The sequence below is a fragment of the Staphylococcus simiae genome (assembly GCF_017357005.1).
Taxonomy (GTDB): domain Bacteria; phylum Bacillota; class Bacilli; order Staphylococcales; family Staphylococcaceae; genus Staphylococcus; species Staphylococcus simiae_A.
The window spans coordinates 2,005,993-2,032,309 of the sequence record NZ_CP071589.1; the positions used below are offsets into that span (position 1 = coordinate 2,005,993).

The 26,317-nt window shown below is 33.4% G+C and carries 25 protein-coding genes and 2 pseudogenes; 2 read left to right on the forward strand and 25 right to left on the reverse strand.

The annotated features are described in order from the left end of the window. Positions 1-539: 539 nt before the first annotated feature. Positions 540-1,536: pseudogene (locus J3R86_RS09240) on the forward strand (transposase). On the opposite strand, the gene J3R86_RS09245 reads toward J3R86_RS09240, so the two are convergent. The 24 genes and pseudogenes from J3R86_RS09245 to fdaB form a co-directional block, all read right to left on the reverse strand. Then, positions 1,528-1,932: a F0F1 ATP synthase subunit epsilon gene (locus J3R86_RS09245; RefSeq protein WP_207517047.1), complete on the reverse strand. Its 405-nt coding sequence runs from the start codon at positions 1,930-1,932 to the stop codon at positions 1,528-1,530. The pseudogene J3R86_RS09240 and the gene J3R86_RS09245 sit on opposite strands and share 9 nt — an antisense overlap. Before the next feature lie 18 nt (positions 1,933-1,950). Beyond that, positions 1,951-3,363, reverse strand: coding sequence for a F0F1 ATP synthase subunit beta (gene atpD, locus J3R86_RS09250; protein ID WP_207517048.1), 1,413 nt, complete (start codon positions 3,361-3,363; stop codon positions 1,951-1,953). Positions 3,364-3,384: 21 nt separating this feature from the next. Then, positions 3,385-4,251 (reverse strand): ATP synthase F1 subunit gamma, encoded by an 867-nt coding sequence (atpG, locus tag J3R86_RS09255; RefSeq protein ID WP_207517049.1) that lies wholly within the window; start codon positions 4,249-4,251, stop codon positions 3,385-3,387. 30 nt (positions 4,252-4,281) lie between these two features. Beyond that, a complete protein-coding gene (gene atpA / locus J3R86_RS09260) occupies positions 4,282-5,790 on the reverse strand; it encodes a F0F1 ATP synthase subunit alpha (protein WP_207517050.1) in 1,509 nt (502 codons plus the stop codon). A gap of 21 nt (positions 5,791-5,811) precedes the next feature. Beyond that, positions 5,812-6,351, reverse strand: a complete 540-nt coding sequence (locus J3R86_RS09265; RefSeq protein WP_207517051.1) for a F0F1 ATP synthase subunit delta — start codon at positions 6,349-6,351, stop codon at positions 5,812-5,814. Further along, positions 6,351-6,872 (reverse strand): F0F1 ATP synthase subunit B, encoded by a 522-nt coding sequence (locus J3R86_RS09270; RefSeq protein ID WP_207517052.1) that lies wholly within the window; start codon positions 6,870-6,872, stop codon positions 6,351-6,353. Before J3R86_RS09270 ends, J3R86_RS09265 begins: the two co-directional genes overlap by 1 nt. 97 nt (positions 6,873-6,969) lie before the next feature. Next, the gene (atpE, locus tag J3R86_RS09275; RefSeq protein ID WP_001048816.1) at positions 6,970-7,182 is read right to left on the reverse strand and encodes a F0F1 ATP synthase subunit C; all 213 of its coding nucleotides are present in this window, start codon (positions 7,180-7,182) and stop codon (positions 6,970-6,972) included. 43 nt (positions 7,183-7,225) lie between these two features. Next, positions 7,226-7,954, reverse strand: a complete 729-nt coding sequence (gene atpB, locus J3R86_RS09280) for a F0F1 ATP synthase subunit A (RefSeq protein ID WP_002464810.1) — start codon at positions 7,952-7,954, stop codon at positions 7,226-7,228. A 20-nt stretch (positions 7,955-7,974) separates the two neighbouring features. Beyond that, positions 7,975-8,378: pseudogene (locus J3R86_RS09285) on the reverse strand (ATP synthase subunit I). Between the two features lie 113 nt (positions 8,379-8,491). After that, entirely contained in the window at positions 8,492-9,622 is a 1,131-nt protein-coding gene (wecB, locus tag J3R86_RS09290) for a non-hydrolyzing UDP-N-acetylglucosamine 2-epimerase (RefSeq protein ID WP_207518543.1), read from the reverse strand. 23 nt (positions 9,623-9,645) lie between these two features. After that, on the reverse strand, positions 9,646-10,275 hold the full coding sequence (gene upp / locus J3R86_RS09295; protein WP_207517054.1) for a uracil phosphoribosyltransferase: 630 nt from the start codon (positions 10,273-10,275) through the stop codon (positions 9,646-9,648). 25 nt (positions 10,276-10,300) lie between these two features. Then, positions 10,301-11,539, reverse strand: coding sequence for a serine hydroxymethyltransferase (gene glyA, locus J3R86_RS09300; RefSeq protein WP_207517055.1), 1,239 nt, complete (start codon positions 11,537-11,539; stop codon positions 10,301-10,303). 26 nt (positions 11,540-11,565) lie between these two features. Next, positions 11,566-12,090, reverse strand: a complete 525-nt coding sequence (locus J3R86_RS09305; RefSeq protein ID WP_207517056.1) for a TIGR01440 family protein — start codon at positions 12,088-12,090, stop codon at positions 11,566-11,568. 92 nt (positions 12,091-12,182) lie between these two features. Beyond that, positions 12,183-12,617, reverse strand: coding sequence for a low molecular weight protein arginine phosphatase (locus J3R86_RS09310; RefSeq protein WP_207517057.1), 435 nt, complete (start codon positions 12,615-12,617; stop codon positions 12,183-12,185). Next, a complete protein-coding gene (locus tag J3R86_RS09315; protein WP_207517058.1) occupies positions 12,614-13,660 on the reverse strand; it encodes an L-threonylcarbamoyladenylate synthase in 1,047 nt (348 codons plus the stop codon). Before J3R86_RS09315 ends, J3R86_RS09310 begins: the two co-directional genes overlap by 4 nt. 254 nt (positions 13,661-13,914) lie before the next feature. Then, entirely contained in the window at positions 13,915-14,751 is an 837-nt protein-coding gene (gene prmC, locus J3R86_RS09320; protein WP_207517059.1) for a peptide chain release factor N(5)-glutamine methyltransferase, read from the reverse strand. Next, entirely contained in the window at positions 14,738-15,814 is a 1,077-nt protein-coding gene (prfA, locus tag J3R86_RS09325) for a peptide chain release factor 1 (protein WP_207517060.1), read from the reverse strand. Before prfA ends, prmC begins: the two co-directional genes overlap by 14 nt. After that, entirely contained in the window at positions 15,814-16,413 is a 600-nt protein-coding gene (locus tag J3R86_RS09330) for a thymidine kinase (protein WP_207517061.1), read from the reverse strand. Before J3R86_RS09330 ends, prfA begins: the two co-directional genes overlap by 1 nt. 276 nt (positions 16,414-16,689) lie before the next feature. Continuing rightward, a complete protein-coding gene (locus J3R86_RS09335) occupies positions 16,690-16,944 on the reverse strand; it encodes a type B 50S ribosomal protein L31 (RefSeq protein ID WP_207517062.1) in 255 nt (84 codons plus the stop codon). 117 nt (positions 16,945-17,061) lie between these two features. Continuing rightward, the gene (gene rho / locus J3R86_RS09340; protein WP_207517063.1) at positions 17,062-18,378 is read right to left on the reverse strand and encodes a transcription termination factor Rho; all 1,317 of its coding nucleotides are present in this window, start codon (positions 18,376-18,378) and stop codon (positions 17,062-17,064) included. Between the two features lie 306 nt (positions 18,379-18,684). Then, on the reverse strand, positions 18,685-20,112 hold the full coding sequence (locus J3R86_RS09345; protein WP_207517064.1) for an aldehyde dehydrogenase family protein: 1,428 nt from the start codon (positions 20,110-20,112) through the stop codon (positions 18,685-18,687). 220 nt (positions 20,113-20,332) lie between these two features. After that, positions 20,333-20,674 carry a winged helix-turn-helix transcriptional regulator gene (locus J3R86_RS09350; RefSeq protein WP_207517065.1) on the reverse strand — a complete coding sequence of 114 codons (342 nt, stop codon included), beginning with the start codon at positions 20,672-20,674 and terminating at the stop codon, positions 20,333-20,335. 90 nt (positions 20,675-20,764) lie between these two features. Continuing rightward, entirely contained in the window at positions 20,765-22,024 is a 1,260-nt protein-coding gene (locus J3R86_RS09355) for a UDP-N-acetylglucosamine 1-carboxyvinyltransferase (protein WP_207517066.1), read from the reverse strand. A 554-nt stretch (positions 22,025-22,578) separates the two neighbouring features. Then, complete coding sequence (fdaB, locus tag J3R86_RS09360; protein ID WP_002464752.1) at positions 22,579-23,439, reverse strand: class IIb fructose-bisphosphate aldolase FdaB; 861 nt, start codon at positions 23,437-23,439, stop codon at positions 22,579-22,581. A gap of 218 nt (positions 23,440-23,657) precedes the next feature. On the opposite strand from fdaB, the gene J3R86_RS09365 reads away from it, so the two are divergent. Further along, on the forward strand, positions 23,658-24,179 hold the full coding sequence (locus tag J3R86_RS09365; RefSeq protein WP_207517067.1) for a DUF2529 domain-containing protein: 522 nt from the start codon (positions 23,658-23,660) through the stop codon (positions 24,177-24,179). A gap of 209 nt (positions 24,180-24,388) precedes the next feature. Here J3R86_RS09365 and J3R86_RS09370 read toward each other — a convergent pair whose 3' ends face one another. Further along, the gene (locus tag J3R86_RS09370; protein ID WP_207517068.1) at positions 24,389-25,999 is read right to left on the reverse strand and encodes a CTP synthase; all 1,611 of its coding nucleotides are present in this window, start codon (positions 25,997-25,999) and stop codon (positions 24,389-24,391) included. Positions 26,000-26,317 lie beyond the last annotated feature (318 nt).

Below are 26,317 nucleotides of genomic sequence, written 5' to 3' on the forward strand. Positions count from 1 at the left end.
ATTTGTCTATATCGAAATATTTATAACAATCAATTTTCCAACAGATTTGGTTTATAATGTCCTCTGACAATACTAACTGCGCTTAAAAATGCTGATTTAGCAATATTTTTAATCCAGATAACTACTGTTAATCGCATCGTATTAAATTATCCCAGCTTTCATCATTTCCTATGTTACCTTTATACTAAATACCTTGTCTTTCGCTATACTGCATACAGCTATAAGAGTTAAAGGTATGTGTGATGATAGAATATACTTTAACAAAAAAAGGCTGGGCCATAAATCCCAAAAATAATAGCACATAGATGATTTTATTGTTAAATCGTCTTTGCGCTTCTTTATGTTCAATACTCCGTATTGTAGTTTCGCGTTCCTAGGGTGCTATCTCAGCCTGTAGTCTTCGACTAGCACTGCTCCCTCAGGAGTCTTCACTACAACACTTCGTTTTTTATGTAATTTTACATGTAAATACTTCAAAAAAATAAGACACTTTCGTATAATTTAATAAATACCAATAAACCAAATTAACGAGGTGTCTTATGTATAAAGATTATAACATGACTCAACTTACACTACCAATGGAAACTTCAGTAAAAATTCCTCAAAATGATATTTCAAGATACGTTAATGACATAGTTGAAAGCATACCAGATAGAGAATTCGACGAATTCAAACATTATCGTGGTGCGACTTCATATCATCCAAAAATGATGTTAAAAATTATTCTATATATCTACACACAATCTGTATATTCTGGAAGAAAAATAGAAAGATTACTCAATGATAGTCTTCGTATGATGTGGTTGTCTCAAAATCAAACACCTTCATATAAAACAATTAATCGATTCAGAGTCAATCCTAAAACAGATGCCTTAATTGAATCTTTATTTATCCAATTTCATAGTCAGTGTCTAAAACAAAACCTTATTGATGATCAAGCTATTTTTATCGATGGAACCAAAGTAGAAGCTGATGCTGGTTATGGTAGTGAACAAAATTACATGGCTATTATCGATGATTTTAATAGAACACCATTGATTATATATGGAATGTTTATTAAAGATAAAACTAAAAAATTTAAAGTGACATTTTTAATACTCAGAAATGGGATTATGATGAAATCAACGATGAATTTATTTGTCCAAATCAAAAACGATTAGGATTTAAACGATATGCTTATCGTAATGATAAATATGGATTCAAAAGAGATTTTAAATCTCAAGTAAAACCAAAGCTTTCTGAGCCAGAGACGAAAAAATCTATAGTCAAAGAAAAATTGACGTAGAACCTGTTTTTGGATTCATGAAGACTATTTTGGGGTTCACTCGAGTGTCAGTTCGAGGACTCGATAAGGTTAAACGTGAACTTGGATTTGTATTAATGGCAGTTAACATAAGGAAAATAGCAGCTCAACGAGCTGTATATTTCAAAATTAATAACGAAAAAGACAATTTCTATCAATTTTCAATAGAAATTGTCTTTTTTTACTTTCACCAAGAACTTAATGTCCCAGGCTCTTTTAATTTGTTATGTTAATTCAGCCACACGCAAACGGTTATTTGCTCTTTGTAAAGCTCTTTCAGCTCTATTAATATCAGTATTATCGTCTTCATTTTCCAAATGAGACTCTGCTCTAGCTTTAGCTAATTTTGCACGTTCAACATCAATTTCTGCAGCAGTTTCAGCAGTTTGAACTATGATAGAAACTTTATGTTGTCTTACTTCTACGAAACCATCGCTAACTGCTACATATTCAGCTCCATTATGGAAGTTTACTTTTACATAGCCAGTTGTTAAAGCAGCTACAGTTGGAATATGTCCACTCATGATACCCATTTCACCAGCTGTTGTTTGCATAACAGTAAGTTCAACGTCATCGCGATCATAAACAGAACCATTAGGAGTGACAATATCTAGGTTTAATGTATTCATTATCCATTCCTCCTAATTTTATACTTCAACACCCATATCTTTTGCTTTTTCAATTACATCGTCCATACTTCCTACTAAACGGAAAGCATCTTCAGGAATATGGTCATATTTGCCTTCTAAAATATCTTTAAAGTTTTGTACTGTTGTTTTAACAGGTACATATGAACCTTTTTGACCTGTAAATTGTTCAGCTACATGGAAGTTTTGAGATAAGAAGAATTGAATTCGACGCGCACGTTCAACAGTTTGCTTGTCTTCATCTGATAATTCATCCATACCTAAAATAGCAATGATATCTTGTAATTCACGATATTTTTGTAATGTAGATTGTACATCACGCGCTACTTCATAATGTTCTTGGCCAACGATTGAAGGCTCTAGTGCTCTTGAAGTAGATGCTAATGGATCTACCGCAGGATAAATACCCATTTCAGTTAATTTACGCTCTAAGTTTGTTGTAGCATCTAAGTGCGCAAATGCTGTTGCAGGAGCAGGGTCAGTATAGTCATCGGCTGGTACGAATACTGCTTGAATAGATGTTACTGAACCTTTAGTAGTAGATGTAATACGTTCTTGTAATTGACCCATTTCAGTTGCAAGCGTTGGTTGGTAACCTACGGCTGATGGCATACGACCTAATAAGGCAGAAACCTCAGAACCAGCTTGAGTAAATCTGAAAATGTTATCGATAAATAGTAAAACGTCTTGACCTTGTTCATCACGGAAGTATTCAGCCATTGTTAAACCAGATAAAGCAACACGCATACGTGCACCAGGTGGTTCATTCATTTGACCGAATACCATTGCAGTTTTCTTAATTACACCACTATCGCTCATTTCGAAGTATAAGTCATTACCTTCACGTGTACGTTCACCTACACCAGCGAATACAGAAATACCACCATGCTCTTGGGCGATATTATTAATTAACTCTTGGATTAATACAGTTTTACCTACTCCGGCACCACCGAACAAACCAATTTTACCACCTTTAATGTAAGGTGCTAATAAATCTACTACTTTAATACCAGTCTCAAGAATTTGAACTTCTGTTGAAAGTTCGTCAAAAGCTGGAGCTTGGCGATGGATAGGATCACGACGAACTGATTCTGGAACATCACCTTTTAAATCAATCGCCTCACCTAATACATTAAATACTCGTCCTAAAGTTTCATCACCTACAGGAACACTAATTTCTTTACCTGTATCTTGTACATCCATGCCTCTTTGAACACCGTCAGTTGAGTCCATTGCAATCGTACGTACAACATCATCACCTAATTGAAGTGCCACTTCTAAAGTTAATTGAATTGTGCCTTCTTCTTTAGGTACTTCAATAACTAAAGCATTATTAATTTTAGGAACTTCGTTATGTTCAAATCGAACGTCAATTACAGGACCCATAACTTGGGTTACACGGCCAATTCCCATGCTATTTTCCTCCTTTAAATATTACTCAAGTGCTGAAGAACCACCAACAATTTCAGTGATTTGTTGTGTAATTTCAGCTTGTCTTGCTCTATTATATTGTAATGATAAATCATCAATAAGTTCAGTTGCATTATCAGTAGCATTTTTCATTGCAGTCATACGAGTAGCATGCTCACTAGCTTTTGCATCTAATATCGTTCCATAAATTAAACTTTCTACATATTGAGGAAGAATTACGCTCAAAATAGATTCTTTGTCAGGTTCAAATTCATATGAAGACATTTGTCCTTGCCCTTTACTAGAATCTTCTTGAGATAATGGTAAGACTTGTCTCTTTGTAGGTTTATTTTCAAGAACACTTACATAATGACTATAGTATATATTTAATTCGTCGATTTCCTCTTCACTATATAAATCTATTGCATGGTTAGCTATTGCTTGAACAGATTTAAATGATGGTTGATCAGGTACGTCAACTTGAGAATACTCAACTTCATAACCTCTATTTTTCAGAAAATCAACACCTTGTTGACCTAAGACTACAATACTGTATTCACTGCTATCTTGATGCTTAGCTTCAATGTCACTAACCATTTTCTTAAGAACATTGGCACTATAAGCACCAGCTAAACCTTTATCACTAGTGATGACTAAATAACCACTTCTAGTAATTGTTCTAGGTCTTAGCATTGGATGGTTAGTATTGCTACTTCCACCTGCAATCGCAGTAATCGCATCTTGCATTTTATCCATATATGGTGTGAATTGTTTTGTATTTTTCTCAGCTCTACGAAGCTTTGAACTAGAAACCATGTTCATGGCTTTGGTAATTTGCTTCATTTTTTTGGTTGATTTTATTCGACTATCAATTTCTTTAAGAGAAGCCACTATCTCACCACCTTATACTAAACTTGTATATTATTCAGATTTGCTAAAGCTTTTTTTGAAATTATTTATAGCTGTATCAAACTTATCAGCATCTGGTAAGCTACCAGTTTCTCTGATTTCATTTAACAGTTCAGTAGCATTTTGATCTGCCCAGTGGTTTAATTCATCTTCAAAACGACTAATATCAACAACTGGAATATCATCTAAATATCCTTTAGTTAACGCATAAATAATTAATACTTGATACTCTACTTGTAAAGGTTTATTTTGATCTTGTTTTAAGACTTCAACTGTACGTTTACCGCGTTCAAGTTTGCTTGCTGTGAATTCGTCTAAATCAGAGCCGAATTGCGCAAATGATTCAAGTTCTCTATATGAAGCTAGGTCTAAACGTAATGTTCCAGCAACCTTTTTCATAGCTTTAATTTGTGCAGAACCACCAACACGTGATACTGATTGTCCAGCATTAATGGCTGGTCTTACACCTGAGAAGAATAAATCAGATTGTAAGAAGATTTGACCATCAGTAATAGAAATAACGTTTGTTGGAACGTATGCTGAAATATCCCCAGCTTGTGTTTCGATGATAGGTAATGCAGTAATAGAACCGCCGCCTAAATCGTCATTAAGTTTTGCTGCTCTTTCAAGTAGTCTACTATGTAAGTAGAATACATCACCAGGATATGCTTCACGACCTGGAGGTCTACGTAAAAGTAATGATAATTCACGATAAGCTGCTGCTTGTTTTGTTAAATCATCATAAACAATTAATACATGTTTACCATTAAACATGAACTCTTCACCCATTGTTACACCTGAGTATGGTGCAATATATAATAATGGTGATGGTTCAGATGCTGATGCCGCTACGATAATTGTATAATCTAGTGCTCCAGCTTGTCTTAGTTTTTCTACGTTTGCTCTTACTGTTGAATCCTTTTGACCAATAGCAACATAAATACAAATAGTTCCTTGATCTTTTTGATTTAAAATTGTATCAATAGCAATGGTAGTCTTACCTGTTTGACGGTCACCAATGATTAACTCACGTTGACCTCTACCAATTGGAACTAAGGCATCAATCGCTTTAATACCTGTTTGTAATGGTTCATCAACAGATTTACGATCCATTACGCCAGTTGCTTTTTTCTCAACTGGACGTGTTTTTGTTGTATTAATAGGTCCTTGTCCATCTATAGGTTGGCCTAATGGATTTACAACTCTTCCAATTAATTCTTCGCCTACTGGTACTTCCATAATACGGCCAGTACGTTTAACTTCATCACCTTCAGTAATATCTGTGTATGGTCCTAAAATAACAACACCTACATTAGATTCTTCAAGGTTTTGTGCTAAACCTAAAACACCGTTTTGGAATTCAACTAGTTCCCCAGCCATAACGTCATTTAATCCGTGTATTAATGCAATACCGTCACCAATTTGTAATACAGTACCGACATCTGTTACGGACATTTCTGACTCATAATTTTCAATTTGTGAGCGAAGTAATGCACTGATTTCTTCAGCTTTGATGGCCATCTATGTCACTCCTCTTTAATATTAATTAGCTCTTTTAAATTTTCTTTGTAGTTGGACAAGATCATTTCTTACACTTCCATCTAGAACAGTAGTGCCAACTTTAACTCTAAAACCACCAATTAAATCTGGATTTATTTTAGTATCTACGATCACTTTAGATAACTTTGTTTGTTGAGTAATAAGGTTGATAATCTTATCTAATTCTTCTTGATTCAATTCGTAAGTTGATTCGATTGTTGCATAATCTTGATTATAGTATTTATTATAGAATCCTTGAAATGCATTAAACACATCGCTTACTAATGCAATATGTCTATTATCTGCTAATACATATAGCATATTTTTAATGTACGGATTAACATCTACAAATACATTATCAATTAAGCTACGACGATCTTGTACAGTATGCGTCGGATTACTATCTACCATTTCTAAGTCTTTAATTTTATCTGATACAGCTTGATTGATTATTTCAAATTGTTCATTAATGACTTCTAAGTTATTTGTATCTAGAGACACATCAAATAATGCTTTAGCATATTTATTAGCTACTTTTACCATTATTTATCGCCTGCCTCTTTTAAATACTTATCAACCAATTCTTTTTGATCTTGCTCAGAAATTTCTTTTCTAAGCACTTTAGAAGCTATTAATACTGATAATTCAGATACTTGATTATTAATATCAGCAATAGCACGTTCTTTTTGGCTATTGATTTCACTTTGTGCAGTTTCAATCATACCGTTAGCACGAACATTGGCTTCATGAATGATTTGTTCTTGCTGTTCACGTGCTTGAACTTTAGCATCTTCTAATATTTTTTGAACTTCTTCTTGAGTCTCTTTTAATTTTTGTTTGTTTTCTTCTTCAAGTTTTTGTGCATTTAATTTTGCTTGTTCAGCGTCATCGATATCTTTATTAATATCTTTTTCACGTTTGTCCATCACTTGTTTCAATGGACCCCATGCGAATTTTTTAAGTAACGCCAGTAAAACGATGAAAGTTAGGACTTGTACGATAACAGTTCCCCACTCGACACCGCCAGCTGCACCAAGAACGAATAAGTTAGCTGTTTCAGTCACGGGTTCATGACACTCCTTTCATAAAAGTAATCGCTAGTGTTAAATAAAAACGAATGGCGAAGGTCTAAACGTATGAGACTTCGCCTTTATCTGTAAATTATCCAGCAAATGTCATGAAGGCAATAACTACACCGATGATAGGTAATGCTTCAACTAAACCTACACCAATAAACATAATACCCATTAATTGACCACGTGCTTCAGGTTGACGTGCAACACCTTCTACTGTTCTTGAAACGATAAGACCATTACCGATACCTGCTCCTAATGCTGATAAACCAATTGCGATTGCTGCTGCTATTAAATTCATAATTTATTTTCCTCCTGTGATTGTATATAATTTTTAAAATTTGTTAGTGTTCATCTGCCACTTTATGTGACATATAAACCATTGATAGCATAATAAAGATATATGCTTGGATAGTTCCTACAAATATTGAGAATGCTTGCCAAACTATAAGGCCTGGTATACTAATAATCCAACCCCATGCTGGTTCATTAAATACTAAACCTGCTAATAATGTTAATAGTATCTCACCAGCAAAGATATTACCGTACAAACGTAAACCAAGTGTTAACGTTGAAGTGAATTCTTCAAAGACATTAATAATTGCCAGTGGCCAGAATGGTTGAACATAACCTTTAAGATATTTTTTAGTACCTCGCATTTTAATACCATAAAAGTGAGTCAACAATATGACTGTTGTAGACAATGTTAAAGTTACTGTTGCATCAGCTGTAGGTGATTTCCACCATAATGTGTGATCTTTTGTCACAATTGAAAATGGAAGCCCTAACATATTGGCAACAAAGATATAAAGTATCAAAGTAACTGCTAAGAAGTGGAATTGACCACCTTTTTTCCAAGCCATGTTCCCTTCAATGATTCCCCTCACGAAATCAAAAATCCATTCAATGAAATTTTGTTTACCAGTTGGTCGTTTTTGTAAATTACGTGTACAAATGATAGCTATAAATAAAACAATCAGCGCAGTTACTACTATCATCAGTATACTAGCTAAATTAAAAACGATATCAAAACCGAATAAATTCCAACTCACTAGTGGGGATTTGTGATCCATAATCTCACCTCTTTCTTCCTTTATTTACTCACCTTTAGTAAAGGACGTATGATAACTACAACATAAGAAATCATCAAACCAATAATAATACCAATAATATTGATAGTTTCTTTGTTAAAATACCAAATAATACAAGCTAATATCGCAACTAAATATCGCCACATATTACCGGTAGAAATATGCATCGTGTCATCTTTCTTGGCATTATCCAAGTATATTTCAAAGATGTATGTATTAACCATGGAAGCTATAATGCCTATCATCAAACCTAATATAAAAGGATGATGATTAAAAAAATACACAATCGCTAATATTAACAATATATATAAATAATATTGGATAAATTGTTTGAAAATGTTGTAGAAACGACTCATTTTTATGCCTCCGTGTGACTGTAATCAATCATGAAAACCCTTCCACTCATACAATCTAAATGATAATATAGGCGTTATACGGTGTCAATTCTATTCAAATGGTTGTTGAAAATTCGAAATATCCAGACACAATTTAGACATATTTTAATAATTTATATTATTTTTATTGAAAATCTACTGGTTGATCTTCAATAAGTCCTAAATAAAACTTAATATGTTTTATTATTCTGTCAGAAGCTTGACCATCTCCATATGGATTTTGCGCTTGACTCATTTGCTGATACAGTTCGTCATTTTCAATCAATTGTTTAGTTGCGTCATAGACATTGTGTTGCTCTGTACCTACGACTTTTAAAGTGCCCGCTTCTACACCTTCAGGTCGTTCAGTCACTTCCCTAAGTACTAACACAGGTTTATGAAGTGATGGTGCTTCTTCTTGAATACCGCCAGAATCAGTCAAAATTAGAAATGCTTCCTTAGCAAAATTATGAAAATCAACAACATCTAGTGGTTCAATTAGTTCAATGCGTTCATTATGTCCTAAATATTGATAAGCAAGTTCCCTCACTTTAGGGTTCTTGTGCATTGGATATACTAACGCTAAGTCGTCAAATTCTTCAATTAATTGTTTAACTGCTTTAAAAATATTCACCATAGGTTGCCCTAAGTTTTCTCTTCTATGGGCAGTCATCAAAATGTATTTCTTATGACTATATTTATCAATAATTGCAGATTGATAGTTATCAGCAATAGTATATTTCATTGCATCTATAGCAGTATTACCTGTTATAAAGACACTATTTTTATCTTTTTGTTCATCTAACAAATGTTGAGCTGCATCCCTAGTAGGGGCAAAATGCAAATCAGCTAACACACCAACCATTTGTCTATTCATTTCTTCAGGATAAGGAGAATACTTATCATAACTTCTTAATCCTGCTTCAACATGGCCAATAGGTACTTGATTATAGAAAGCTGCTAACCCTCCAGAGAATGTCGTCATTGTATCTCCGTGTACAAGTACCATATCTGGCGCTTCTTGTTGAATGACATTTTCAAGTTGTGTCATAGCTTTAGTTGTCATTTCAGACAGTGTTTGGCCTTGTTTCATAATATTCAAATCATATTTTGGTTTGATGTCAAAGGTATTAAGCACTGAATCCAACATCTCCCTATGTTGTGCTGTAACTACAACAATAGGTTCAAGCATATCATCTTGTTCTAGAGCTTTAACTAAAGGTGCCATTTTTATAGCTTCTGGTCTTGTTCCAAATACTGTCATAATCTTTTTCATCAAACTATCAATCTCCGATTCTTCTATTTAGTACCAAATAATCTATCTCCAGCATCTCCTAAACCTGGAGTGATATAAGCTTTTTCATTTAACTTATCATCTAATGCAGCAATATAAATATTGACATCAGGGTGAGCTTCTTGCATTTTTTCTACACCTTCAGGAGCTGCGATTAGACACATAAAGCGAATATTCTTAGCACCACGTTTTTTCAATGAAGTGATAGCTTCAATTGCTGATGCACCAGTTGCCAACATTGGATCTACGACAATGATTTGTCTTTCACTAATATCTTGAGGTAACTTAGCGAAATATTCCACAGCTTTAAGTGTTTCTGGATCACGATAAAGACCAATATGTCCTACTCTAGCTGCTGGAACTAAGCTTAAAATACCATCTGTCATACCTAAACCAGCACGTAAAATCGGTACAATAGCCAATTTTTTCCCAGCTAAGCGTTTTGCAGTCATTTTTGTAACTGGTGTTTCAATGTCAACGTCTTGAAGTTCTAAATCTCTAGTCACTTCATAAGCCATTAACATACCAACTTCATCTACAAGTTCTCTAAATTCTTTAGTTCCTGTATTGACATCTCTAATATAACTCAATTTGTGTTGAATTAATGGATGATCAAAAACGTGTACTTTACTCATAATATTACTCCTATCTTGTGTATATTTATTGATATAATGGATATTTAGTTGTTAATTTTGACACGCGATCTTTAGCCTCTTGAAGTTTCGCTTCGTTATCATGATTTTTTAAAGCTAAGCTAATAATTTTAGCTACTTCTTTAAAGTCTTCTTCTTTAAAACCTCGTGTTGTTGCAGCAGGTGTACCTAAGCGAATCCCACTTGTGACAAAAGGTTTTTCTTGGTCAAAAGGAATTGTATTTTTGTTACATGTAACACCAACTGCATCTAATGTTTCTTCTGCTACTTTACCTGTAAGTCCAATAGACCCTTTTACATCTACAGCTACTAAATGATTATCTGTCCCTCCAGAAACGATTCTAAATCCTTCAGCGATTAACGTTTCTGATAGTGCACGAGCATTATCAATCACTTGTTGTTGATATACTTTAAAATCATTTTCTAAAGCTTCTCCAAATGCTACTGCTTTGGCTGCGATTACATGTTCTAAAGGTCCACCTTGAATACCTGGGAAGATTGTTTTATCTATGTCTTTTTTATATTGTTCTTTACATAAAATCATACCACCACGCGGACCACGTAATGTTTTATGCGTTGTTGTAGTTACAAAGTCTGCATATTCAACTGGATTAGGGTGTAATCCTGCTGCTACTAACCCTGCGATATGTGCCATATCAACCATTAATTTCGCATTAACTTCGTCTGCAATTTCTTTGAACTTTTTAAAATCAATCGTTCTTGAGTATGCTGATGCTCCAGCAACAATTAATTTAGGTTTATGTTCTAAAGCTAATTTGCGAACCTCATCATAGTTAATTAATTCAGTGTCTTTATCAACACCATATTCGACAAAGTTATAAAACTTACCACTAAAGTTGACTGGGGAACCATGTGTCAAATGTCCACCATGACTTAAGTTCATACCAAGTACAGTATCACCCATCTCTAAGGCTACTAAATACACAGCCATGTTAGCTTGTGACCCTGAATGTGGTTGAACATTGACATGTTCTGCTCCAAATAAAGCTTTAGCACGATCAATAGCAATACTTTCTGTTACATCTACAAACTCACAACCTCCGTAATATCGTCGTCCTGGATAGCCTTCAGCATATTTATTTGTTAATACTGACCCCTGTGCTTCCATAACTGCTTCCGATACAAAATTTTCTGATGCAATTAATTCAATGTTGGTGTTTTGTCTCTGAAATTCTCTGTCGATAGCTTCTGCGATTACTTTATCTTGCTTTGCGATATAAGACATAAAAATCTCCCCTTCTTTCAAAAAACTTATTGGTATTTAGCACGTTCGCCACCAATTTTTTTAGGTCTTGATGAAGCAATGGTTACATTTGCTTGACCAATTTGCTTAATAGTCGTCCTTACTGGCACGCAAACATGTCGAATATGCATACCAATAAGTGTCTGACCAATATCAATTCCACATGGAACCGTGATATGTTCCACAACTATTGGATCCTTCATATGCTGATAGGCAAAAGTCGCTAAACTTCCACCAGCATGTACATCAGGTACAACAGAAACTTCTTCCATTGTTAAAGGATTAAAATCAGCCCTTTCTATTGTGACAGCTCTGTTGATATGTTCACATCCTTGAAAAGCAAATGATACACCCGTTTCTTCACTCACAACATCCAATGCTTTAAAGATTGTTTCTGCTACTTCCATTGAACCAACAGAACCAATTTCTTCACCAAGAACTTCTGATGTTGAACAACCAATAATACATAGTTCACCTTTGTTAAAAAATGACATTTGTTTCAATTCATTTAGTAACGATGTCACTTCTTGCATTTGGAGCCCACCCTTCTGTAAAAATAAAAAAGGAATATAGCAAAGTGCTACACTCCTTTATTATAACTTATTTAATCTTTAACATATACTAATTATACAGAATTCATATTCGTTAATTTTTCTTTCAAATCTTTAATCAAAGATTCTAATTGTAGATATGTTTCTTTATATGTTTGTTCATCGCCTCCAAAAGGATCATGAACTTCATAATCATTATTTACAAACTCGCTTAGTGTATATACATGTTCATGGTTGCCATATTGGTGCTTAATCGTTTCTTTATGATGAGATGACATTGTTAATATTAAATCTGCATCTAGGTCGGCTATTGTAAATTGTTGAGAACGTGTTGCTTTTGGTAAATGATGCTCTGCAATAATTTGTGCTACATACATGGATACGCTTTGACCATTCGAAGCAAATATGCCTCTAGATTCAAATTGATGCTCTGGAATTGTCGTTTGTGCCATACTTTCTGCTAAAGGACTACGGCAAGTATTTCCTGTACAGACAAAAATAATTTTCATATTGCTCTTCCTTCTACACTTTGATTACCAGCAGCTTTAGATATTCTATTGACAATAGCTTCTGTTTGATCATTCAATTCAAAACTATAAATATAAGCTTCTTTTATATCATCATTCTTATCGATGTCATGCAATATACTATACAATCTATGATTTGCTAAGCGTATATCTTGATCATTTTTACACAGTTCAATAAACTTGGCTTCTTTAGGTAAAAATTGTTGTTTATCTTTAGGTACTATAAAAGCTACTGCTGAGAAATCTGTCATCGGTGATTGTGCAATAGATGTCAAATTCGTGATCATCTTTAATGACGTCTCAGGTGAATAATGTTTGTATTTCATTCCAGGTGCTATTGGTTGTGATGTATTATTATAATTTGATTCAACTACACTGTTAGGTATCACTTGTTCAATCATCGTTGTAGTAATTGAACCGGGACGAGCAATTTTAAATGGAAACGATGTACAATCTAAAACTGTACTTTCTAATCCTTCTTCACTTTGATTAGCTTGAATTATGCCATCTATTCTACCATTCAAATCATGATATACATGTTCAAAAGTCGTTGGCGAAGGTCTACCACTTAGGTTAGCACTTGGAGCAGCCAAAGGTTCATTAATCGCTTGTAAAATTTGTCTACCAACTGAATGACTCGGCATTCTAACAGCTACAGACTCAAGTCCACCAGTCACTTTTGAACATAGGTAACCTTCTTTTAACGGTAAAATAAATGATATAGGTCCTGGCCAAAATGCTGTCATCAATTCAATGACTCTAGGATCAATGTTATAAGTAAAATCATGTAATTGTTTCATGTCATGTATATGTACAATAAGCGGGTTATCGGATGGTCTACCTTTTGCTTCATATATTTTGCTCACAGCTTGCTCATCTTTGGCATTAGCTGCTAAGCCATAGACTGTTTCAGTTGGCAAACCTATCAATCCACCTTGTTCAACAACGCTTTTAATCTCCTTAATATCTGGGTGTTGCGTTACATCATTATGAAATGCTCTCATATCCCATATTTTTGTTTTCATACATAACCACACCTTTCTTTTCAATCATAATATAATACAAAGAGGTTAAGACAATAAAGTTTACGATTCAATACAAACAATATACAACAATGTTGTTAAAATTATTTGTTATACAAGTATACTCACAGAAACATACAGTAATAGTTACTAATTTAAAATACTGTAAAGAGCTACTTTTATTGCGAATCTAGCTACCAGCGCACTGTATAGTGTACCAGAGCTTAACTTTTGTCCCAACCTCTTATTAATCATCATTACCATTTAAATGACACAATTCTATCGTGACCATTAATATCTTGCACTATATGCACATCTTTATCAGGATACTTCTGCAGAATTATATTTTTTAAAGTAGTTCCTTGTTGGTAACCTATTTCAAAGACCACCACGCCATTTGTCTTCATGACTAGTGGCAAATCATCGATTATTGATTCATAAACAGCATAACCATTATGTTCAGCGAATAGTGCTTGGTGTGGTTCGAACTTTGTGACAGTGCTCTCCATGGATGACATTTCACTTTTAGCAATATACGGTGGATTAGATATCAAACCATCGAGTTTAATATCTTCTGCAATTAATGGTTTTAGGGCATCTCCATGTAAAAATTGAATGTCCACTTTATGCTTTTCTGCATTACATCGTGCAATTTGGAGCGCATCTAAACTTAAATCAGTTGCTATAATTTGCAAATCAGGTTGCTCTTTAGCCATTGAAACTGCTAATGCTCCACTACCTGTCCCTATATCTGCCACAGTTTGTCCATTCTTCAAATTTTTTAAAAAATGTACCATAACTTCTTCTGTTTCAGGTCTTGGAATCAAACAATTACTATTCACTTCAAAATCTCTACCATAAAAACTAGCAAAACCAACAATGTATTGAATTGGTTCGCCAATAAGCATTCTTTGCAAAGCTAAATCAAATTTCATGATATCGGTTTTAGACATCTCATCATACATATGAACGACAAAATCTGTTCTAGTCCAATGAAATACATCTAGTAATAACCACTCTGCTCGTGTTTGTTCATACCCTTTTTGCTGCGCTAAATGTATCGCTTCATCTAATTTATCTTTATAATTCACCATTATTTAGTTCTTTCAACTTCTCAGTTTGTTCAGATAAAGTTAATGCATCTATAATTTCTTCTAAATGACCTTCCATAATTTGATTTAATTTTTGTAAAGTTAAACCAATACGGTGATCAGTTACACGACTTTGAGGATAGTTATATGTACGAATACGTTCTGAACGATCACCAGTACCTACAGCTGATTTACGTTGAGAAGCATACTTTTGTTGTTCTTCTTGAACTTTCATATCATATAATCTTGCTTTCAATACTTTCATTGCTTTTTCTCTGTTTTGAATTTGTGACTTTTCAGAAGAAGTAGCAATAACACCTGTTGGTAAATGGGTAATACGCACAGCTGAGTCTGTAGTGTTAACGTGTTGTCCGCCGGCACCACTTGAACGATAAGTATCAATTTTTAAGTCTTCATTTCTAATTTCAATTTCAACATCTTCAACTTCTGGTAATACAGCAACAGTAGCTGTAGAAGTATGGATTCTACCACCTGATTCTGTTTCTGGGACGCGTTGAACGCGATGTGCACCATTTTCAAATTTCAATTTACTATAAGCACCATGTCCAGAAACTTGGAAACTGATTTCTTTATAACCACCGTGATCACTTTCAGAGGCTTCCACGATTTCTGTTTTAAACCCTTGAGATTCAGCATATTTTGAATACATGCGCATAAGATCACCAGCAAAAATAGCAGCTTCATCGCCACCTGCTGCAGCTCTAATTTCTACAATAACGTCTTTGTCATCATTAGGATCTTTAGGAATTAATAAGAATTTCAGTTCTTCTTCAATTGATGGAATTTCATCTTTTAAAGCACTACTCTCTTCTTTTAACATTGCTATTTCTTCTTTATCATCTGTTTCATTTAACATATCTTCAATATCTACTAATTCTTCTTTTTTAGCTTTATAACTTCGATATACATCAACTGTTTTTTGTAAATCTGCTTGTTCTTTTGAATATTTACGTAATTTATCTGAATCATTTACAACATCTGGATCACTTAATAATTCATTTAATTGTTCATATCTCTCTTCTACTATATCTAACTGATCAAACATTATAATTCCTCCTTATTGTTGTCACTAGGTGCTACTATATGATGTGCACGACAACGTGGCTCATAACTTTCATTGGCACCAACTAAGATAATTGGATCATCTATTTTCGCTGGTTTACCATCTATCAATCTTTGCGTTCTACTTGAAGACGAACCACAAACTGCACAAACTGCTTGTAATTTTGTTACTTGTTCACTAACAGCCATCATTTTAGGCATTGGTTCAAAAGGCTCTCCTCTAAAATCCATGTCTAGTCCTGCAACTATTACTCGATGTCCATCTGACGACAATCTTTCAGCAATATTTACTATTTCATCATCAAAAAATTGTACCTCGTCTATCCCTATTACATCAACATCTGATAAATCATGCATCATTATTTCACGTGCACTAGATATATTAATCGCTTCAATGGCATTACCATTATGAGAGACCACTTTTTCTTTATGATAACGATCATCTATGGCCGGTTTAAAGACCACAACTTTTTGTTTAGCGTAAATGCCTCTTCTTAATCGTCTAATTAATTCTTCTGATTTACCACTAAACATACTTCCTGTGATACATTCAATCCAACCAGAATGGTAAGTTTCATACATTGCGAGTTCCACCTTTTTTCAAAACATAATCGTCTTATTATATCATATTTCAAATATTCATAAATGGCTTTTTACTAAATATCATTTGCAATATTTCTATATATTTATTATGTATATTTCTAATCAAATAATGTTCTCTACCAAATTGGACTGATACATAATTATTTACTTTTTATAAATCAGTCCTAGAAATGAGAGAACCATAAAAAAATAATAACCATAAAAAAACTGCCTACGTACCTATAATAGGTTGTAGACAGATCAAAATCCATATAATTAGTTGTCTGATTTAAGACCGAATTTTTTGTTGAAACGTTCCACACGTCCATCCGCAGCAGCGAATTTTTGACGTCCTGTGTAGAATGGATGTGAATCAGATGAGATATCTAAGCGAATAACTGGATATTCTTTGCCATCTTCCCATTCCATCATTTCAGAAGTCGTTTTTGTAGAACCACTTAAGAATTTAAAGTTTGTTGTAGTATCTAAAAAGATTACTTGATGATACTCAGGATGAATTCCTTGTTTCATTATTTTCAGCTCCTTTGCCCTGAACCATCTGGAACAGAGTTATTTGTGAGTTTTTACCCGATACTGTGTAATTATAATGGTAATTAATATAAAACGCAAGTCATTATCTAATGTTTCTTAAATTATTGGTCGACCAGTTTTTGTACTTTCTTCTGCAGATTTTTGTAATTGTTTAAAGAAGTCTGCGTTATTTTTAGAGCGTTTAAGTTTACGAATAAATCTTTCTGTAAAATCAGTCGAATCAGTAAATAAATTACGTAATTGCCATAATGTATCTAGTTCAGCCTTAGTAATTAATAATTCTTCTTTACGTGTTGAGCTTCTACCGATATCAATTGCTGGGAATATACGACGTTCTGATAATTTACGATCTAAATGTAATTCCATATTACCTGTACCTTTAAACTCTTCGTAAATCATATCGTCCATTCGTGAGCCTGTTTCTACTAGGGCAGTCGCTAAAATAGTTAAACTACCACCAGCTTCGATATTTCTTGCTGCACCAAAGAATGCTTTAGGTTTGTGTAAAGAGGCAGGATCCAAACCACCTGATAAAGTTCGACCACTTGGTGGTATAACTAAGTTGTATGCTCTAGCTAACCTAGTTATTGAATCCATTAAAATAATAACGTCTTCTCCAATTTCAACAAGTCTTTTTGCTCGTTCAAGTAATAATTCTGCAACTTTGACATGGTGTTCAGGTGGTTCATCAAACGTTGAATGTACAACTTCTGCAGATTCCACTGAACGTTCAATGTCTGTTACCTCTTCAGGACGCTCGCCGACTAATAAAATGAACAACTTAGCATCTGGTTTATTAATACTTATCGCATTAGCAATTTCTTTTAATAGTGACGTTTTACCTGCTTTTGGTGGTGCTACAATTAAACCACGTTGTCCTAAACCAATCGGTGTCACTAAGTCCATAATTCTCGTTGAATAGCTTGTTGAGTCAGTTTCTAATAATATTCTTTCATCTGGATATAGCGGTGTTAACGCTTGGAAATGAGGTCGTCTTTTTACTTCTTCTGCATTATGATCATTAACAAAATCTACTTGTAATAATCCATAATATTTTTCATTATCCTTAGGTTTTCTTACTTTCCCCGTTACTTTATCACCACGTTTGATTTCGAAACGACGAATTTGACTAGCGGAGATATAAATATCTTTTTCACCTTTAGAATAATTTACTGTACGTAAAAAACCATAACCATCTGGTTGGATATCGTCTAAAATACCTTCCATATAGTAGTTACCGTCTTTTTCCATTTGAGCTTCCATAATGGCTAACACGAGTTCTTTTTTATTTAATTTACTATAATTTGATAACTTAAGTGTCTTTGCTTTTTGAGTGAGTTCCTTAGTAGTGTAATTCTTGTACAGTTCGTGGAATGATTCATACTGAGGAGATGTACGTTCTCTTTCAGGCATATATTTTACACCCATTTCATTATTTTTTAGTTGGTAAGTAGTAAGATAAGCTTCAGTAAAATAGCACAATTCACCATTTTATAATATTTAGCTTAATCTGTTATAAATACATCAATAACTATAGCAAATTTTCATTTTAATTACAAAATAATTTTCAAAAGCCAAATAATTATAAGTAAATAATGAATTTCTGAATTATAGTTAGTTACTAGTAAAAAAGTAAGCTATCGAAAGATTACTTTTATCTTTCAATAGCTTGATATTGTAAAATTCATTCAAATATCTTATGACTACGTTAACGATATCCTATTTGTAGTACCCAGCAATTGATTTAACTTCTAGGAATTCTTCGATACCATAGTCGCCCCATTCGCGTCCTAAGCCAGATTGTTTATATCCGCCAAATGGTAAGTCAGGTTTTCTACCTGCCTCATTAATTTCAACTGTCCCTGCTTCAATTGAGCGTGCTACCTTACGTAATGTTTCTTGATCATTACCGATGACATAACCTGCTAAGCCATATTTTGTATCATTGGCAATCGCAATTGCTTCATCTACATCGTTATATGTGATAACTGACATTACAGGGCCAAAAATTTCTTCTTGAGCGATAGTCATATGATTATCTACATTGATAAAGATTGTTGGTCTAGCAAAATATCCTTTTTCAAGTCCTTCTGGTTTACCAGGACCACCATAGAATAATTCAGCACCTTCTTGGATACCTTTATCTATATAACTTTGAACTTGATCAAATTGTTTTTTACTAATGATTGGACCAACTTGAGTTCCTTCTTGTCGTGGATCGCCAACACGTACTTGGCTAAATTGTTGTTTTAATTCAGTTAAAAATTCTTCTTTAATACTATTTGGCACTAACACACGTGTACCAGCTGTACAAACTTGACCTGTATTATTAACAACTTTACCAGTTGTCGCTTTAGCAGCTTCTTTAATATCTACATCATCTAAAACGATATATGGAGATTTTCCACCTAATTCAAGTGATACTTTTTTAAAATCAGTAGCTGCTTTTTCCATAATTTTAGAACCTGTTGGACCTGAACCTGTGAATGACATCATGCGTACTTTTGGATGTTCACTTAATGGATTACCAACACCTTCACCGTCACCATTAACTAAGTTAAATACACCTTTAGGCACTCCAACTTTATCAAAGATTTCAGCTAATATAACTGCTGCAAATGGTGTTTCTTCTGAAGGTTTTAAGACGACAGGACTACCAGAAGCAAATGCTGCCGCTAATTTTAATGATGTTTGATTTGTAGGGAAGTTCCAAGGTGTGACTAAACCTGATACACCAATTCCTTCTTTAACAACTAAATCATCTCCACGACGTTCTTCAAAATTAAATGTATCTAAGGCATCTCTTGCTGCTGCAAAATGATTTAATCCCATTTGATAATGAACACGTTCAGACATTTCAAGTGGCGCACCTAATTCATCTGTAATAGCTTGAACGATATCATCTTTTCTATTTTCATACTCTTTGACAATTTTATCTAATAATTGTTGTCTTTCTTTCACTGACGTATGACGGAATTCTAAATAGACATTATGTGCCGCCTCTACTGCATCGTCAACATCTTGTTTATTACCTTTAGCAACTTTGCCAATTACTTCTTCATTCGCTGGATTAATGACGTCGATTGTGTCATTACTATGACTATCGACCCATTCACCATTAATATATTGTTTAGTATAATTTCTCATTTGTCTTTCACTCCTCAAGAATGATTTACTTTCTGTTTAACCATTATGCTGTTTATTCAAACATCATGGTCATTATCATACGTTTAATCTCTTGATATTGAAAATAATATGACTTATCAAAATCATAACAGTTATATTTGCACTTAGTTATTTTTCATAATAAAAAAAGTTACTTCCGATTCATATTACTGAGTCGAAAATAACTTTCAAATTTATAGCATTACTTAGCAGTTTCTTCTTGTGTTGCAGATAAATCCACATAATTTTGTGCCCATTCTTCAATAGGATGCAATGCTTGCGCAAGTGCCTGCCCTTTTTCAGTTAAGACATAGATAATTGCTACAGGACTTGTTGAAATGATTCTTTTTTCAACTAACTGCCAATCTGCTAATTCTGATAATTTGATACTAAGCGCACGTGGCGTAATCGTTTTTAAATCTCTCTTCATATCGGAAAAGTGTGCTGAATTGTCATTACATCTTGAGAGATAATTAATGATTAATCCATTCCAACTTCTACCAAGTATTTTGAAAGTTTCTTCAAGATACGGACATACTTCCATCATCTTCACCTCTCATACAAAATTGAAATAGAATGTAATATGACATTCTTGTTTGAAGTATATTTATTATACCACAAAACACACGCTTATTTATACTGTTTCAGTCCAAATATCTGCACCAAGTGATTTTAAATGTTCAACAATGTCAGTGTAACCACGATAAATATGATTAACGTTGTATATAGTAGTGATACCTTCAGCAATTAAACCAGCAATAATAAGACAAGCACCTGCTCTTAAATCACTAGCGTATACTTCTGCACCTTTAAGAGATGAAGGTTTAATTGTAGCAGTGCCTTCGTCTACTTCAATATTAGCTCCCATACGTTGTAATTCATCTACATGCTTAAAACGTTCTGGATATATCGTATCTGTGACAAATGACGGACCATCAGCCATAAATAATAATGGTGTTATAGGTTGCTGTAAATCAGTCGCAAAACCTGGATAAACTAAAGTTTTAACGTCAACATAATGATAAGGTGTGCTTTTTTTGATGATAACTCGTTCATCTTCTACATCTATTTTAACACCTAACTCAACAAGTTTAGCTATTAGTGTTTCAACATGTTTAGGAACAATATTATTTAACACCATTTCTTCACCACTTGCAGCTGCTATACACATATATGTCCCTGCTTCAATACGATCAGGTATAACTTGATATTCAGAACCGTGTAACTTCTCAACACCAGTAATTTTGATTGTTGACGTACCAGCACCTTTGATATTAGCACCCATACTAGTTAAGAAGTTTGCTACATCAACAACTTCTGGTTCTTTAGCAGCATTTTCTATTACTGTTTGTCCAGTGGCATGTACAGCAGCTAACATAATATTAATTGTTGCACCTACACTTACCATATCTAAAAAGATATGTGCACCTTTTAACTCTTTCGCTTCAATTTTCATCGATGTTTCACTAGATTCATCTATTTCTGCACCCAATGCTTTAAATCCTTTAATATGCTGATCTATAGGACGTGGCCCAAGTGGACAGCCACCTGGTAAGCCTATAACACATTTCTTAAAGCGACCTAACATCGCACCCATCATATAGTAAGAAGCTCTTAATGATTCGACTTTATTATTAGGTAGAGGTGCATTCTCAATTTCAGTGGTATCTACATTTAATTCAGTACCATTTAGCTCTGTTTTGATATTTAAATCTTCTAGTAAACTTACCAATGTCTCAACATCAGAGATTTGTGGCAAACCTTGCACTTTAACTTGTCCATGAGCTAATAATGTTGCAGGTATAATTGCTACGGCACTATTTTTGGCACCACTAATATTTACTTCCCCATTAAGAGTACGTCCACCTCTTATTTTAATAACCTCTTGAGCCATATCATTTTCTCCTTTGTCCGTTACTTTTTAAATTTTTGCATTATTAGCATTATAAATTAATTGCGCTTTGTTTGTAAAATACTTTATTTTGAACTACAAATTTAACAATAATTTATATAGTAATAAATATCATATTTTTAATATATGGTTTAATCTCATTTATTGCCATAGTCTTTAGACTGATATTTAATAATAAATACATAAAAGCCTTAAATTATTAGTAATTCTATATTCCCAGCTAATATTATTCACAATAATTATATCATAAAAAAATTATAGTATCGTAAATTGTGATAAAGAAAAGGTGATTATGGCTACTTTGCTAGACAATACGCCAATTAATGTGTCGCTAATTTCATTTTTTGAAGCAATACTAATTCAAAAATGTTTGGAATATTAATAATAAAATGAATCAAAAAAAGGAAAAAGGCATTAAAATATATCAACTTGATACATTTTAATGCCTAAAATTTATTTAAGAAATAATTATCTTAATATTTTTGCAATGTAATGAATGATTGATCATCCAATACATTTATAATATTTAAAAGTGATTATTTAGCACGGTTAGAAGTACCGAACTCTTTAATTTTACCTTTAACTGTTTCTTTGATCGCTTCGCGAGCTGGTCCTAAGTATTTACGTGGGTCATAAACAACTTTGTCGTTGTCTAAAACTTCACGAACTGCTTTAGCTGAAGCAATTTGGTTTTCAGTGTTTACGTTAATTTTAGCTGTACCAAATGGAATAGCTTTTTGGATGTCTTTAGTTGGGATACCAGTACCACCATGTAATACTAATGGTAAACCAGTTGAAGCACCGATTTCTTCCATTTCTTTAAATCCTAATTTTGGTTCACCTTTGTAAGGTCCGTGTACTGAACCTAAAGCTGGAGCTAATGCGTCAATGCCAGTTTTTTCAACTAACTCTTGACATTCTTTAGGATCTGCATAAATAACGCCGTCAGCAACTACGTCATCTTCTTGTCCACCAACAGTACCTAACTCAGCTTCAACAGAAACACCTTTATCGTGTGCGTAATCAACTACTTTCTTAGTAGTTGCTACGTTTTCTTCGAATGGGCTGTGTGAAGCATCAATCATAACTGATGTGAAACCAGCGTCGATTGCTTCTTTACATTTGTCAAAACTTGAACCATGGTCTAAATGAATAGCTACAGGTACAGTAATGTTTAAGTCATGCATTAAACCTTCTACCATTTTAACAACTGTGTAGAAACCACTCATATAACGAGCAGCACCTTCAGAAACACCTAAAATTACAGGTGCATTTTCTTCTTGTGAAGCTTCTAAAATTGCTTGTGTGAATTCTAAGTTATTAATATTGTATTGTCCTACTGCATAACCATTTTCTTTTGCATCAATTAACATTTCTTTCATTGAAACTAAAGGCATGAAAGTTCCTCCTTGAGTGCTTGTGCACGTATTTTTCAAAGTAATTATAACAAAGATTATGCATGATTGCATTTAAATATACAATAATAAATTTGCATTTTTCAAAAAATGCGATAGCTATAATAAATGCAAACGTATACATTATTATAAAATTTAAGTCGTTGCATTATAAGTTTCCATTATTTACAATTATTGAGTAAACAGAACGGAGGATATAAATGTCAAAAATTTTACACACACAACTTATTGGTATTTTTAATAGACTAGAAGATCAGTCCTTAGAAATTCAAATGGCAGCACAATGTTTAATGCAAGCAATTGGCGGAGAAGGCTATGTTTACATCAAAGGTTATGATGATTTACAATTTTTCGAAACATTTATATTACACAGTCATGAAAAAATGGACTCAAGTCGCACACTAAGAGATATTGAACACTTTAATACTATAGATTCGACGGATCGCGTATTACTATTTGCCCCAGAGTATACTGATGACGTTGCTAATGATTTGCAGCAACTCGTCGAACAAGATATTGACGTCGTATTAATTTGTAATAAACCTAAGTCTGATAACTTCCCTGACCATTTAGTTCATTTTATTAATTTATCTACACCAAGACCAATCGTTTATACAGAAGATTACGACAAAATTGTTCAACCTCATGCTATAGCATTAAATTATATTTATTACGATATTTATACACAAATGTTTGAAATGACTAGAGATTTAGAACTTTGAAATACTCTCTATTGATGTTATAACATCATGATAAAAAACTTGGCTCATTATTATTAAATATTGGTTCTCTCCCAAATTGGCCTGATATATAATTATTTTAAATTATTTACTTTTTATTTATCAGTCCTAAAAAAAGAGAACCTAAATATTAAAGACCGACTTCATCACTATTGTATAACGATGAAGTCGGTCTATTTTTCTAAAATATATTATTTAGATTGTTGGTGTTTTAATGATGCTTCAATAAATGCTTTAAAAATTGGGTGTGGACGGTTTGGTCTTGATAAAAATTCTGGGTGGAATTGACAAGCAACAAAGAAGTCGTTAGCAGGAATTTCTATCATTTCTACAAGACGTCCATCTGGGCTTGTACCAGAAATAACCATACCGTTTGCTTCTAATTGTTCTCTATAGTCATTGTTAAATTCATAACGATGACGATGTCTTTCTTCTATTTCAGCTTTACCATAAATATCTTGTGCTAAAGTGTCTTCTTTAATTGAACATGGATATAAACCTAAGCGTAACGTTCCACCTAAATCTTCGATGTCTTTTTGTTCAGGAAGTAAGTCAATGATTGGATATGGTGTTGCTGGATCTAATTCTGCTGAATGCGCACCTTCATATCCTAAGACATTTCTAGCAAACTCAACAGTTGCTAATTGCATACCAAGACAAATACCAAAGTATGGTACATTGTTTTCTCTAGCATACTTGATTGCACTGATTTTACCTTCACTAGCACGGTAACCAAATCCACCAGGTACTAAAATGCCATCCACATCAGCTAAATATTCTGCTACATTTTCATCAGTAACATTACTTGAATCAATCCATCGTACTTCAATATCCTTAGCAAATGGATAACCAGCATGTTTTAATGATTCAACTACTGATAAATATGCATCTTGTAAGCTAACATATTTACCTACAAGTCCAATAGTAATTTTACCATCTAGATTATTAACAATATCTAATAAATGTTTCCACTCATCAAGTTGTGTATCGTATTTAGCGTTAAGTTGTAAACGTTTAATAACTATATCATCCATATTTTGTTGGCTTAATTGTAACGGAATTTCATATAGTGAATCTGCATCGCGACATTCAATAACACTTTCTTTATTAATATCACAGAATAATGCAATTTTATCTTTAAGATCTTGAGTCATTTCATACTCAGTTCTAACCACGATTAAATCTGGCTGAATACCTAAACCTCTTAATTCTTTAACACTATGTTGTGTTGGTTTAGTCTTCATTTCACCAGCAGCTTTAATATATGGTAATAATGTACAATGCACGTACATGACATTCTCTTTACCTAAATCACTGCGTATTTGACGAATCGCTTCAATAAACGGTAAAGATTCAATATCCCCAGTTGTCCCACCAATTTCAGTAATGACAACATCAGCATTTGTACTCTCGCCCGCTAATAACAAACGTTCTTTAATCTCATTTGTAATATGAGGAATTACTTGAACTGTTCCACCTAAATAATCACCACGTCGTTCTTTTTTCAATACGTGTGAGTATACTTTTCCAGCTGTAACATTTGAAAATTTATTTAAATTAATATCGATAAATCTTTCGTAATGACCTAAGTCTAAATCTGTTTCTGCACCATCATCAGTAACAAATACTTCACCGTGTTGATAAGGACTCATTGTTCCTGGGTCAACATTTAAATATGGATCGAATTTTTGAATTGTTACATTTAGACCTCTATCTTTTAATAATCTACCTAGAGAAGATGCTGTGATTCCTTTCCCTAGAGATGAAACTACGCCACCTGTTACAAAAATAAATTTTGTCATATCCTGACCTCCTAATTATTAAAGGGAATGCTTCCTCATCAATTGTAAAAATCATGTATTTCAGTTATTATCATTAAACTCAATACAATACTATGTAATGGTTAATCATATTAATAGCACGTTTAACTCACATTATAAATTAAACAGCATATATTGAAATTCATCACAATACAATCTTAGCTTCTGAGTTATCATAGAATGATTTACTCATTTAAATAAAAAAACGCTCCCTCTCACAAATATTGTAAGGGGAGCGTATAAATTTTATACACGTGTCCTATTTAAAGGAGCCCGAATAAAATTTTATCATCTTTCGCT